This is a genomic window from Actinoallomurus purpureus, assembly GCF_024055795.1.
GTDB classification, from domain to species: domain Bacteria; phylum Actinomycetota; class Actinomycetes; order Streptosporangiales; family Streptosporangiaceae; genus Actinoallomurus; species Actinoallomurus purpureus.
The window spans coordinates 78,746-91,401 of record NZ_JAMXMY010000028.1 but is presented as its reverse complement, the minus strand read 5'-3'; the positions used below and the strand labels follow the sequence as shown (position 1 = coordinate 91,401).

The 12,656-nt window shown below is 71.4% G+C and carries 12 protein-coding genes and 1 pseudogene; 2 read left to right on the top strand and 11 right to left on the bottom strand.

The genetic code is table 11. The features are described from left to right. Window positions 1-2: 2 nt before the first annotated feature. Both NE236_RS37635 and NE236_RS45575 read right to left on the bottom strand, forming a co-directional pair. Entirely contained in the window at window positions 3-1,736 is a 1,734-nt protein-coding gene (locus NE236_RS37635; RefSeq protein ID WP_504915096.1) for a serine/threonine protein kinase, read from the bottom strand. Between the two features lie 93 nt (window positions 1,737-1,829). Then, window positions 1,830-1,976, bottom strand: a pseudogene (locus tag NE236_RS45575) (serine/threonine protein kinase); the annotation flags it as partial. Here NE236_RS45575 and NE236_RS45510 point away from each other — a divergent pair. Further along, the gene (locus tag NE236_RS45510) at window positions 1,975-2,304 is read left to right on the top strand and encodes a hypothetical protein (protein WP_443612865.1); all 330 of its coding nucleotides are present in this window, start codon (window positions 1,975-1,977) and stop codon (window positions 2,302-2,304) included. The pseudogene NE236_RS45575 and the gene NE236_RS45510 overlap by 2 nt on opposite strands. Before the next feature lie 133 nt (window positions 2,305-2,437). Here the strand turns inward: NE236_RS45510 and NE236_RS37630 are convergent, their stop codons facing one another. The 3 genes from NE236_RS37630 to NE236_RS37620 form a co-directional block, all read right to left on the bottom strand. Further along, window positions 2,438-3,595: a hypothetical protein gene (locus NE236_RS37630; RefSeq protein ID WP_252847051.1), complete on the bottom strand. Its 1,158-nt coding sequence runs from the start codon at window positions 3,593-3,595 to the stop codon at window positions 2,438-2,440. Between the two features lie 386 nt (window positions 3,596-3,981). Then, window positions 3,982-4,512: a hypothetical protein gene (locus NE236_RS37625; protein ID WP_252847050.1), complete on the bottom strand. Its 531-nt coding sequence runs from the start codon at window positions 4,510-4,512 to the stop codon at window positions 3,982-3,984. Between the two features lie 51 nt (window positions 4,513-4,563). Further along, on the bottom strand, window positions 4,564-6,198 hold the full coding sequence (locus NE236_RS37620) for a GH39 family glycosyl hydrolase (RefSeq protein ID WP_252847049.1): 1,635 nt from the start codon (window positions 6,196-6,198) through the stop codon (window positions 4,564-4,566). 165 nt (window positions 6,199-6,363) lie between these two features. Here NE236_RS37620 and NE236_RS44820 point away from each other — a divergent pair, with 165 nt between their 5' ends. Next, window positions 6,364-7,545, top strand: coding sequence for an ROK family transcriptional regulator (locus tag NE236_RS44820; protein ID WP_252847048.1), 1,182 nt, complete (start codon window positions 6,364-6,366; stop codon window positions 7,543-7,545). Between the two features lie 141 nt (window positions 7,546-7,686). On the opposite strand, the gene pqqE is transcribed toward NE236_RS44820, so the two are convergent. The 6 genes from pqqE to NE236_RS37585 all read right to left on the bottom strand — a co-directional run bounded on the left by pqqE (window position 7,687) and on the right by NE236_RS37585 (window position 12,590). After that, entirely contained in the window at window positions 7,687-8,790 is a 1,104-nt protein-coding gene (gene pqqE / locus NE236_RS37610) for a pyrroloquinoline quinone biosynthesis protein PqqE (RefSeq protein ID WP_252847047.1), read from the bottom strand. Then, a complete protein-coding gene (pqqD, locus tag NE236_RS37605; RefSeq protein WP_252847046.1) occupies window positions 8,787-9,047 on the bottom strand; it encodes a pyrroloquinoline quinone biosynthesis peptide chaperone PqqD in 261 nt (86 codons plus the stop codon). The genes pqqE and pqqD overlap by 4 nt, the downstream gene beginning before the upstream one ends. Next, on the bottom strand, window positions 9,044-9,745 hold the full coding sequence (pqqC, locus tag NE236_RS37600; RefSeq protein WP_252847045.1) for a pyrroloquinoline-quinone synthase PqqC: 702 nt from the start codon (window positions 9,743-9,745) through the stop codon (window positions 9,044-9,046). The genes pqqD and pqqC overlap by 4 nt, the downstream gene beginning before the upstream one ends. Further along, on the bottom strand, window positions 9,742-10,611 hold the full coding sequence (gene pqqB, locus NE236_RS37595; protein ID WP_252847044.1) for a pyrroloquinoline quinone biosynthesis protein PqqB: 870 nt from the start codon (window positions 10,609-10,611) through the stop codon (window positions 9,742-9,744). The genes pqqC and pqqB overlap by 4 nt, the downstream gene beginning before the upstream one ends. 7 nt (window positions 10,612-10,618) lie before the next feature. Further along, window positions 10,619-10,741, bottom strand: a complete 123-nt coding sequence (gene pqqA / locus NE236_RS37590) for a pyrroloquinoline quinone precursor peptide PqqA (protein ID WP_252847043.1) — start codon at window positions 10,739-10,741, stop codon at window positions 10,619-10,621. Between the two features lie 64 nt (window positions 10,742-10,805). After that, a complete protein-coding gene (locus tag NE236_RS37585) occupies window positions 10,806-12,590 on the bottom strand; it encodes a discoidin domain-containing protein (protein WP_252847042.1) in 1,785 nt (594 codons plus the stop codon). Window positions 12,591-12,656: the final 66 nt, after the last annotated feature.

Below are 12,656 nucleotides of genomic sequence, written 5' to 3'. Positions count from 1 at the left end.
CGTCAGACCACCGTCACCGGGCGTACGGCGTTGGCCTGATCGACCAGAGAATGCCGCTCGACCCGGGTGGTGGCCAGCCGGGCGAGCGCCCGGTAGGTCTCCTCCAGCTTGCGGCGCAGGCCGTGCTCGGTGAGCGACGTGCCCAGCACCGTGCCGCGTCCGCCACCGGTCGCCCGCACCCAGTCGAGGGCCGCCTCCAGCACCTCCAGGGCGAGCAGCCCATGGCGTCCGGGGTCGAGGCTCAGCCCGGCCAGCCGGGCGCCGGCGTCCGTCAGGTCCGCCTCGGTGATCTCGGCGGGATCCCGGTCGCGTACGGCGGTGGCCACCGCCGAGATCTGCGCCGCGATGTGGTGGCTGGAGATCTTGGGCACCGAGTCCAGCGTCCGCAGCGCGCCGGCGCGATCCCCCATGGCGAGCCGCGCCCTTGCCAGCCCGTAGCACGCGGTGACGAAAGCGCGGTCGGTCCGCCACACGGCCTGGTGAAGGTCTGCCGCGCCGGCCGGGTCGCCGAGCAGCTCGCGGCAGTACGCCAGGCCGAGCTTGGGCGCCGCCTCACCCGGCATCAGGGTGTACAGCTCGTCGAACAGGGCCGCCGCCTCGGTGACGTGCCCGGCGGCCAGCACCGCGACCGCGCGGTACCAGCCGACCCGCCAGTCCTCCTGCGGCAGGGCGTCCAGCACCGCCTGCGCCCCGGCCGGGTCGCCGAGTTCGATGCGCACCCGGGCCAGCGTCAGGTCGACCTCGGGCGTGCGCGCGTGCGCGCCCGCCAGCGCGTCGGCGAGCCGCTCCGGCTCCAGGGCGGTCAGGCCGGCGAGGAAACCGGCGGCCGGGTCGGCGGAGTCCACCAGAGGCGCCGGCAACGTCGCGGCGGCGACCGCAGGGCTCAGCGCGTCGAACACGTCGCCCGCCGTGAACCGCTCCGGCCCGAACAGCGTCGACGCCGCCGGGCGCGGCTTGCCGTCCTCGGCGGCCAGAACCTCGCGCAGGACCCCGGTGAGCTGGTCCGCCATGTCGGAGGAGTCCTGGAAGCGGAACCCCGGATCGGCGTGCGTGGCGCGGCGCAGCAGCCGGTCGTACGACTCGTGCCGGGCGAGCACCGGCACCTCCTCGCGCGGCGGCAGGCTCGTCTCCCACTTGCCGGTGTATCCCTTGAACGGGAAGCTCAGCACGGCCAGCGTCCGGCCGACCGTGTACAGGTCGGAGCCGACCGACGGGCCGACGTCGGCGATCTCGGGCGCCTGGTAGCCGACCGTGCCGTAGATCGCGCCGTCCACGTCGTCGACGCGGCGGACGCCACCGAGGTCGATGAGCTTGAGCTGCTCCTCGGACTGGATGGCGTTGTCCGGCTTGAAATCGCAGTACAGCACGCCCAGGCCGTGCAGGTAGTCGAAGGCGCGCAGCACCTCGATGCCATACGCGATCACCTGGGGAAGCGGCAGCCCGGCGTCCGGCCCTTCCTCCTCGCGGCGCTCCTTGAGGATGTCCTTCAGCGGCCGGCCACCGACATACTCCATGACGATGTAGCCGGAGCCGTCGTGCTGCACGAAGTTGTAGATCTTGACGATGTTGGGGTGCTCGACCTCGGCGAGGAACGCCCGCTCGGCCGTCGCCGCGGCCAGCGCGTCGGCGTCACCGGTGTCGAGCAGGCCCTTGAGCACCACCCATCGGTGGCTCACGTTCTCGTCGCGGGCCAGGTAGATCCAGCCGAGGCCGCCGTGCGCGATGCAGCCGAGCACCTCGTACTGGCCGCCGACCACGTCGCCGGCCTTCAGCTTCGGCGTGAACGAGAACCCCGCGCCGCACTTGGGGCAGAACCCCTCCGTACGGCCCGGCCGGTCGCCACGGGACCGCCCCACCGGCTCGCCGCAGCCGCTGCAGAAGCGCTTGTTCTCCGCGACCATGGGGTTGCTCAGCACCGCCGACGCGGGGTCGCGGTACGGCACGCGCGGCACCTCGACCAGGCCGGCCCCGAGCATGCCGCGCCGCCGTGACGACGACCGCGACGAGCCGGTGCGGACGCTGCGGCTCGACGTGCTCCCGGTGACGCCCGTCCCGCGGCTGGCCGCGCTGACCGGAGCCGACCGCGCCGAGGCTCGGCTCCCGGCCGGTGCGGCGGCGGGCGCCACCGGCGCCGTTCCGCACGTGTCGCAGTACCCGTCCACGACCGTGCCGCCGCAGCCCGGCTCCGCGCAGCGGTCATCGAGCGCGGCGGAAGGGGCCGGGACGGAGGCGGACGCCGGCGCACCGGAGGCGGCGGACGCCGCCGGCGCCGGGGCGGCGGCCGTGCCGCAGACGTCGCAGTAGCCGTCCTGGACGGTGCCTGCGCAGCCGGGCTGCGCGCATTGGTCGTTCGCCGATGCGGCGGCGGTGGGTGCCATACCGCATACGACGCAGTAGCCGTCCTCAACGGTTCCGGCGCAGCCGGGCTGAGTGCAGTTCACTCTCGATCTCCGATCGCGCGCTGGTACTCCGACAGCGCCGCGGTGGCTCGCCGCAGGTCGCAGGGGGAGGTCCAGAGCAGGTCGTGGGCCCGCTGGTAGAGCGCCGTGAGCTCGGGGTCCTCCGCGCCGCCGAGCCGCCCGGCCTTCGCCCGGTACGCGTCGAGCCGGCCGCGCAGTTCGTCCCGCCGCTCCAGGAGACCGGCGATCGTCCGAACGGTCGTCCGCGCCTGTTCGAGGGCGCCCGCGGCGGCCTCCTCCAGTCGCGCGACCCGCTCCGCGGCATCGGTCCACCGGCCACGTACGGTGCCCATCGCGGCCAGCCGGTCCGCCAGCGCGGCCGACGACTCCGGGAGGTCCGGCAGCACCGGCGACGCGATCTTCGCGAGGACCTGCTCGCGTACGAGCCTCGCCTCGTCCTCGGCGGCGCGGACGAGCCCGATGGTGTTCTCGATGCGCCGCAGCCGTACGTCGTACTCGGCGCGGACGCGAACGGCCTCCTCCAGCCGGGGCCGCAGCGCGCCGAGGGCGGCGTCGACGCCGTCGAAGGCGGCCGGGCGGATCGACAGCGGGTCCGTCCGTACGGTCTCGCGCAGTCCGTCGAGCTCGCCCATGACCCGGTCGTACTCCGGCTCGGAGCCGAGGGAGTCGAGCATCCCCTCCACCGCGCGCGCCGCCTCGGCCGCCCGGTCCAGCCGGGTGAGCAGCGCCGACCAGGCGGTTTCCACCTCGGCGATCATCCGGGCCGCCTCCTCGTACAGCGCGGTCATCCGGGTCACCACGTCGTCGAGGGAGAGGTGTTCGGCGGACGGGCCGAGCAGCGTCCGCTTCTCGAGGGGGATCTGCGTGGGCAACTCGATGGACGGCCCGCGCAGCAGCCGCGCCAACTCGGCCAGCTCCGCGTCGTCCGGCTTCTTCCGCCGGGCCCGGATCTCCTCCGCCCGGCCGAGCACCCGTCCGTACGCCTCGAACAGCCGCCACAACGACGCCATGCCCTCGCCGAGCTCGTTCCAGCGGTCGGCGGTGACTCCGGTCAGCGGCGCGCCCTTGAGCAGCTTGTAGCCCTGCTGCGCCTCGAGTTCGAGCAGCCCGGACGTGATGCGGTCCCGTTCGTCGCGCAGGCGCCCCAGGGCACGGTCCACCTCGTCCCGGTTCAACGGCCCCCGCCCCACTTCTAGCCCGCACGCGCGTCGGCCCGTGAAAGAGCGCTATGCGGGCGAGTTTGTTCTGTTGTCGCCCTTTGTCGGCTGCCTAGTTTTCACCAATCGCGGGACCGTCACAACCGGTGCCGTCATCGAGACGCCCAGGGGAGGGAACAGCGCTGGCCGGGGCGATGTCACACTCCCGAGCCGGCATGCCGAGCCGCCGGCCGGGTCTCCCAGACCCGGCCGGCGTGTGGCCGTAAACCCCTGGGCGGGTGCCTTCTCTGCCCCGGCGGGTGCCGGGGCAGAGACTCGGGTGGCGGATTGCCGCGCGGTTGCGGACGGTTTTCAGCGCAACGGGGACTCGGCGTACGGGGTCAGGACGACGGGGCCTAGCAGGCCTACACGAGCTGCTGTGCCGCCGCGGGGTCGTTGACGTCTGTGACGGTGGGCACGGTCGGCGGGTAATGAGGGCCCATGTTCTGGTCCACCGTCAACCCGTACTTGTTCGCCTCGGCGAGGATGACCTGCAGCTTTCGCGTCCACAGCCTGGTGCCCCAGCCGTAGGTCTTCAAGAACTCGGGCTGTTGGTTTCCGGCTCCCGGCACCCCGAACGGGGCCACCTCCACGCCACCGGCGCCGGACGCCGCGATCTGCTTTACCTCCGCGCGCAGTTCGTCGTCGTCGGTGTGGGCGAGCGGCACCCGCCACCGGTACTTGTGCCGCACGCCTGCCGGCGGGTTCTGGAAGGTGCCTGCCGTCAGCGCCGGTGCGCGATCCGGCACGATGGCGACGGCGCTCGGCGGCGCGCCGGTGACAGCGCCCGCCGCCGGCGGGACGCTCATGCCGAGGGCCACGGCGCCGATGGCGAGCAGCCGGCCGGCGCCGCGCCGGCCGCTGAAACGGCCGGGCGGGGGCGAGTTGAGGATCACGAATCAATTCCTTATTAAACGGTTTTAATCCCGTTGGCCGAACGCGTCCGTTCAGGATGTGATGTGAATTGCGGCGACGCCTTCGGCGGGGAGGGTGAGAGAAAAGCTCGTGATGCCGGTGGTGCGGTCGGTCTTGAGCTGAAGGGGTTGGTCGTGGAGTTCGCTGGCGTCTTGCAGGGTGCGCAGTTGACGTCGGCTGGGGTACTCCGGGGAGCCCATCTCGACCCACTCGCGCTGCGGGTTGGTGTGGTCTTCGTCGATGAGCTGGACCCGAGCCCGTGCCCGGGTCGGCAGGCCGCGTACCTGGACGGTCAGCTCGGCGGGTTGTGCGGGAGCGGGGTGGCTGCCGTCGCCGGTGGCGAGGGCGTGGTTGTAGAGGAGGATGTCGGCCTTGCCGCCTGCGCCCCCGGTGACCGCGATCCCGCCGACTGTGGTCGGCGCGCCTGACAGGGTGAGCGGAACGCTTCGCTGCCCCACTTTGTGGAGGATCTGCAGCAGTCGGTAGGACGGCTTCTTGATGCCGTGGATCGTCTGCAGGCCGAACCCGCCGTGAAACGGCTTGTCGGCCTGACCTGCCTCTTCGAAGATGTCGGTGAACGCCCAGTAGGACAACGCGTCCACGACCCCCGCCGTCTCGGCGATGGTCCGCAGGAAGCTCGCGGCGGCGTCGGATCGGTCGAGCGCGGCGTCGCCGAGGTCCGCCGAGACGTTCGTCTCGGAGATGTAGAGGGGAACACCTTTGGGGGTGTCGGCGCGGTTCTGCTTGAAGAATGTCGCCGCGCCGTTCGGCCCCGCACCGGTGTCCGTCTCGTAACCGTGCGCGGCGCCGAAGTCGACCGGGACGCCGTTGGCGGTGGCCCACTGCATGAACTCGCGGTAGTACTGCACGCCAGGGGAGCGCGGCGTGCCGAAGCTGATCTGGCCGGCCGAGGTCGCCGGGCCGCCGACGTGCAGACTCGCGTCGACGTTCTTGATCGCCTCCGCGGCGTATCGGTACAGCTTGAAATAGGCCTGCTGGTCGCCGTTGAAGAACACGAACAGATTCGGCTCGTTCCAGATCTCGAACGGCCACTTGCGAACCTCGCTGATGCCGTAGCGATCCACCATGTGCCGCGCGAAGTCCCCGACGACCTTGCCCCAGAGCGCGTAGTCCTTCGGCTCCATCTGGTTGAAGTCGTAGAGGAAAACACTGAAGGGCTGCGGGGCGACCTGCAGGGCCGCCGGCATGCTGCTGAGCTCGACATAGGGGTGCATTCCGCGGTCGACCAGGGCGTCGTAGATCTGGTCGACGTTGAAGAAGGAGTAGTCGTCCTTCGACAACGCCGGGTTGCGCGGCCGGCCGTTGACCGTCGGGAAGTATGTGCTCATCGAGCTGTCGAGCACCCCGTGGAAGCGCAGCGACTGGATGCCGAGCTCGTCATGGCACGCGAACAACTGGTCCTGGTAGTCCCGGCGCAGCGCCTGCTTCGCCCAGTCCCCGCCGACGACCCGCTCCCACACGTGAGGAAACGGCGAAGTCGGCTTCGTCAGGTCGACGATGGCCTGGGCACCGGTGGACCGGGTCTCGGCCGCCTCCGCGGTGCCGGCGCGGAGCAGCTCAGGGCCCAGAACCGAGCCGGCTGCGGCGGCACCGCCGACGAGCATCTGACGACGGGTGAGGCCCGGGCGGGCGGGGGTCTCTGCCATGACTCTCCTTAAGGCACGCATCGAGGCGTGCCGGTTCCGGCGACCGCGCCGAGGCGACGGCGCAGGTCGTGTGCCGGAACCTAACCTCCGGGTGCACCCGGACACAACGATTAGAAGTGTTGCGATCCAGCCAATTAATCGCCGAATCAGTTATAATTGCGAGTCGTGAGCCATGGACTCGAGACGGCGGGCCCTCGTGGCGCGGAACGGCGCGTCGTCGAGCTCCTCGACCAGCACGAGGCACTCACCCGCGCCGAGCTCGCCCGGCTCGCCGCGCTTCCGGTCAGCACGGTGACGGGAGCGACGGCCCGGCTGCTCGCACGCGGCGTACTCGAAGAAGCTCCTAAATCCGGGCACGATCCGGCGCGCGTGCGGGGCCGGCCCGCCACCCTGCTCCGGCTCGTACGCAGGGCGTCCCTGGTCGGCGCGGTCGTCGTCACGCACCGGGTCGTCCGTGCCGCCCTCGTCTCCGCCGACGGGCAGCTGTTCGGGCGGGTCGAGGAGCCGTATGACTGGCTGCAGTGCCCGGACATCGTCGCCGAGGCCGCCCGGCTGCTGGCCGCCGCCCGCGAGAGGGCCGCCGGCTCGGCATCCCTGGACCACGTCGTCCTCGGCCTGCCCTTCCCTTACCAGCAAGGCGCCGGCTTCTCGCGGCTCGAGGCGCCTGTTGCGCGTCCCGCGGATGCTCCGCCCATGTCCGCGTGGCTGTTCAGCGACCTCGCACCGGACCTGGCCGCTGCCTTCGCCGCGCCTGCGACGGTCGACAACGAGTGCAACCTCGCCGCACTCGGCGAGGTGGCGTTCGGCGCGGCTCGGGGCCGCCAACACGTCATCTACCTGAAGCTGGTCACCGGGATGGGTGCCGGGCTCGTCGTGAACGGTCAGCTTGTGCGCGGCTCGAACGGCCTCGCCGGCGAGCTCTCCCATCTCCACGTCGACGCCGCCGGGCCGATGTGTCGCTGCGGGGCGCGCGGATGCCTGGGCACGGTCGCCAGTCCCGACCAGATCCTCGACGCCGCGCGCCCACTGCTCGGCGCCGACGTGAGCATCTACGACGTTCTCGGGCTCGTGGCCCAGGGCGACCCCGCTGTCCGGCGCGTTCTCGACGACCTCGGCCGCTTGGTCGGGCAACACCTCGCCCCCGCCTGCGTCATGCTCAACCCGCAAATGATCGTCGTGGACGGGACGCTCGGGCCCGCGGCCGCTCCCGTCATCGAAGGTCTCCATGACGGACTGCGTCGGCACATGCCTGCCGGGGCGTACCAAGCACTGACGCTCACCGTCGGAAAGCTCGGCGGCGACGCGGAGCTACTCGGAGCCGCACAGATTGCTCGCTCCCAGGCATGAGGTTCGAAGGGCGCGAACGCCTGGACAGCGCCCTGATCGCGACATCAGCCGGTCAGAGCGGCTCCGGCGGCCCGGCAGGCAGCGGCCATGCGACGGCCAGGGCGAGCGAGCGCGGCGAGGCCACGCTGCTTCCCGGGGCCGTCACGCGCCGGGGCGGCGGTAGACGAACTCGGCCGCCCCGGGCTTCTTGGTGAGCTCCTGGATGAGGTGGTGGTCGGGGGACAGGTGGCAGGCCGGGTCCGTACGGGCCGCGTCGCCGGTGAGGGCGAACGCCTGGCAGCGGCAGCCGCCGAAGTCGGCCTCGCGCTGCGGGCAGGTGCGGCACGGCTCGCGCATCCAGGCGGTGCCCCGGTAGGCGTTGAAGGCGGGGGAGTGCTCCCAGATCCAGGCGAGGGAGTGGTCGCGAGCGTTCGGCGGTGACAGGTCCGGCAGCGCGTACGCGACCGGGCAGGGCAGCACGCGTCCGTCCGGGGCGATCGTGATCGAGCGGTTTCCCCAGCCCCCCATGCACGGCTTGGCGATGCCCTCGTAGTAGTCCGGCACCACCCAGATCAGTTCGATCGAGGACCGCTCGCGCCAGCGGCGTACGGTCTCCTCGGCGGTGGCGAGCAGCTCCCGGCCCGGCAGGAGCGCCGTCCGGTTGCGCAGCGCCCACCCGTAGAACTGGGTGTTGGCCAGCTCGATCCGTTGGGCACCCCACTCCACGCCGAGCCGGATGATGGCGTCCAGGTGGGTGAGGTTGTGCCGGTGCAGGACGACGTTGAGACCGAGGGGCAGGCCGGCGTCGCGTACGACCTCGGCCGCGCGTTCCTTGTCGGCGAACGACCGCCGGCCCGCGATGTGGTCGGAGGCGGCGGCCGTGGCGTCCTGGACGGAGAGCTGGACGCTGTGCAGCCCGGCGTCGGTGAGCTCGCCGAGCCGGTCCGCGTCGAGACCGACGCCGCTGGTGACGAGCTGGGTGTAGATTCCGGCGCGCTCGGCGGCGGCCACGATCTCGGCCAGGTCGGGCCGCAGCAGGGGCTCGCCGCCGGAGATGTGGGCGTGCACGACGCCGAGGTCGCCCGCCTCTTCCATGAGGCGGACCCACGTGGCCGTGTCCACCTCGGTGGAGCGCCGCACCAGCTCCAGCGGGTTGGAGCAGTACGGGCAGTGCAGCGGGCACGCGTGGGTGACCTCGGCCAGCAGCGCCCACGGCGGATCAACGACGCCGCTCTCCGGGCCCATGGCGACCTCCTCGGTGGTCAACGCACCCACCCCTCGCCGCGCACGCGCATGAGGAACTCGCCGACGTCGTCGGCGACGGACACGTCCGGGAAATCCGCCGCCAGCTCGTCGACGATCTGCGTCGTCGTACGGCTGCCGTCGCACAGCCGCAGGATGCGGCCCGCCTCCGGGTTCAGGACGACGACCCGTTCCGGCATTACGAGCAGGTCCTTGTCGCGCACCCGGTCGTGGCGCAGCCTGATCGAGGCGGCCAGGGCGGGCCGCCACTCGGCGTTCAACCGCGCTCCACGGCGTCGAGGAGGCTCCACAGTACGTCGCACTTGAAGGACAGGGCGGCGACCGCGCGCTCCTGGTCGGCGCGGGTCCGGGCCCAGTCCAGGACGAGGGCAATGGCCTCCTGACTGTCGCCCCGGCCCTGCGCGATCCGGCCGCGGAAGTAGCGCAGCCCGGCCGCGTCGACCCAGGGATAGTGGCGTTCGAAGGCCTCGATGCGCACCCGCATGAGGTCCGGGGCGAACAGCTCGGTCAGCGAGGACGCGACGGCCTCCAGCGGGGAGCGCAGGCGGCAGAAGTTGACGTAGCCGTCGACGGCGAGGCGCACGCCCGGCAGCACCTCCTCGCCCGACAGCAGCCGGGCCCGTTCGAGGCCGACCGCGTCGCCGAGCCGCAGCCAGCGTGCGATGCCGCCCTCGCCCGGGGCGGTGCCGTCGTGGTCGTGGATGCGGTGGATCCACATCCGGCGCAGCTCGGGCGTGTCCAGCTTCGCCAGGATCAGGGCGTCCTTGATCGGGATGTGGCGCTGGTAGTGGAAGCGGTTGAGGACCCAGCGCCGCAGCTCCTCGGGGGTGAGCGTGCCCTCGTGCATCCGCAGGTTGAACGGATGCCGGTGGTGGTAGCGGCGCGCGACCACGTCGCGCAGTCGCTCCTCGAACTCCACCGTCGTCCAGGGGGCCATCTCCGTATCGGCGATGCTCACAGCTCGATCACCGTCCTGTCGGGCGCGACCTCGATGCCCAGGGCCGCCAGCGACGCGTGCGCCGGGGCGGTCGGGTCGACGAGGGGGTTGGTGTTGTTGAGGTGGGTGTACAGACGGCGCCGGGCCGGCAGCCGTGACAGCGGGCCGGCGGTCCAGGTGATCGGCAGGTGCCCCATCTGGGTGGCGGTCTTCTCGGAGATCCCCATGCGGCGGGGCTCGTCGTCGTCCCAGAACGTGCCGTCGATGATCACGCAGTCGGCCATCGCGAAGACCGAGTCCAGGGAGGGCGGCCAGTCGGCCAGGCAGGGTGCGTAGATCGCGGTCCGGTCGCCGTCGGCGAGCACCAGGGCCACCGACCACGCGCCGCCGGCATCGGCGTCGGCGGCGTAGCGGGGCCGCTTGCCCGAGACGCGCACGGCCCGCACCGTCACGCTGCCGCCGAGCCGGACGGGACGGTCCTCGGGGAGTTCGTGCCAGGTGAGGCGGGTGTACGGGGAGAGGACGTCGTTCATGCGGAGCCGGTCGCACAGCGCGCCGGTCACCGCCGGTGTCGCGATGACGTCCACGGACGAGGCCTCGCGCAGGCGCGCGAGGCCGAGGGTGTGGTCGAGTTCGGCGTCGGTGAGGATCACTCCGGCCAGCGGGGTGTCCCGCGAGCCGGGCACCGGCGTGCCGCAGAACTCGACCTGGTCGGCGATGTCCGGTGTGGCGTTGATGACGAACCACCGGTCGCCGGCGCGGATCGCCGCCGAGGCGTGCCGGCGCCGCCGCTCCGGGTGGGAGCGGGCGCCGGCACACCCCGGGCATGCGCAGTTCCACTGGGGCACACCGCCACCGGCGGCGGTGCCCAGGATCTGCAGCAGCACGGACGTCTTACCGCGTGGACAGGAAGTACGCGGACGCCTCCATCGACGTCTCGACGATCTCGTAGTCGGGCTTCCTCCAGGTCGTCTGCTCGCTTCCCCGGCGCTTGCCCTTGCCGTGGATGTCAGCCATCGTCACCATCCCTTCGATCGCGGCAGCTCGGTGCCTCCGGCGGACGGCGCCCGCCGGACGTCTCTCATCGAGAGCCTCCGCGGCCGGAGGGGAAGCCCCAGCCCACGTGGATCTCGTCGATCGCGAGCTTCTTGTAGAACGCCGGCACGGTCTCGGCGGCCCAGGTGCTGTCGACCTCCAGCTTGATGTACCGCGCCGTGGTCGGCGGCAGGTCGATGAAGCGCACGGCCTTCGCGCTCTCCAGCACCCCGGTCTTGATCGGGTCGCCCCAGGTCACGCCGTCATCGCTGACGTAGACCTCGTAGTCCTTGATGCGGGCGGAGTCCTCCTTGCGGCCGAACGTCTCGCGGTTGTGCGTCGGGGAGTTCTCCCGCTGGTTGAGGGCGAGGAAGCGGACCGGGCCGCGCCGCCGCAGGTCGAGCGTGATCGACACCGGCACGGTCGCGTTGCTGTCCCAGTAGTTCAGGTAGCCGCCGTCGGTGAGGTTCGCCGCCGGGTGGTCGTCGGCGGAGGCCGTCGCGGTGGCGGCGACGTTCCGGTACAGGCCCTGGCGGCCGGCCAGGTCGACGCGGAACACGGTGTCGTAGGTGTCCCAGTTCGTGATGCCGGAGATGGTCACCCGCCCGTTCGCCTGGGTGAAGGCGAACCGGTGCCCGGTCCGTACGTCGGTCACGCGCGCGACCCGGTAGCCGTTGTCGCGGACGGTGAGCGTGTCACCCGACGGCCTGGTCAGGACGTGCAGGTAGTTCCGGTGGGGGTTGGTCTTGGCGACCGTGACGGTGCCGTACGCGCCGTCGTTCCAGGCGCCGGGCTGCAGGCCGCCGTACATGTAGCCGCCGCCCTCGGTACCGTGGATCGACTCCCAGATCGGGTCGAGGTACTTGTCGAGGAAGTCGTTGAAGGCTTCCTGCTTGTCCGGGAACCGCCCGTTCACCATCGCGGTCTCGGCGATCAGGTTCTTGATCGAGGCGCCCGCGTTCGTGATGTACCGGCCGACGCTGACCGGGTAGTCGATGTCGGAGTCGCTCCCGTCGTACCACCAGGCGCCCTTGGTGGGCAGCTTGAAGTCGGCCTCGGTGAGCCGGGGCATCGGGGTCCAGGTGGCGGCGGGGTAGTCGTACGCCGGGGTCATGCCGGTCTTCTGCTCGTTGCTGACCGTGTCCATGATCGGCGTGTCCTCGTTGTTGTTGGACAGCAGCATGTCCGGGCGTTCCTTGCGGATCAGCTCGTACAGGCCGTTCTGCTCCCAGTACTCGTTGTCGTTGTCGATCCAGAACCCGGCCAGGCCCGGGTAGTTGTGCATGACCTCCACGAAGTTGTCCCAGCTGAACTCGCCGAAGCCGGGACGCGTCGTAAGATCAACACCCTTGCCCTTGTAGGCCGAGTAAGCGGCGGAGTCAAGCCATTCGTGGCCACTTTCGTCGTGCCACTTCGGATCGTCGGTCATGTAGAGGATGACCCGCAGGCCCTTCGCCCGCGCCGCCTTGATCAGTTCGCCGAGGAAGTCGCGCTTGGTGCTGCAGCTCCCGGGGATCTTCGACGGCCAGGGCCGGGAGTAGCCGAGCCGGCTGTGGAAGCTGGCGAGCACCAGGTACGACGCGTGCAGCTTCCGCGCCTCGCGCACCCAGTAGGCCGGGTCCCAGCCGCCGTCGGTCACCGCCTTCTCCCAGGCGGCGCAGTCGGTGTAGCCGGGGTTCGTGCGCATGCCCCAGTGCAGGAACAGCCCCGCGGTGGAGTTCCGTAGCCAGATCTGGCGGGGGTGGAACAGTTCGGCCCGTGCCGAGGACGTCACGCTCATGGTGAGGGCCAGGGCCAGGGCCGCCAGGAGGGCGGCCGCTTTCGAACGCATCGTTTCTCGCTCCCAGGGGTGCGGCGTTCCGGGTGATTCATGAGGTGGTCGCCTGATGTAGGGCGC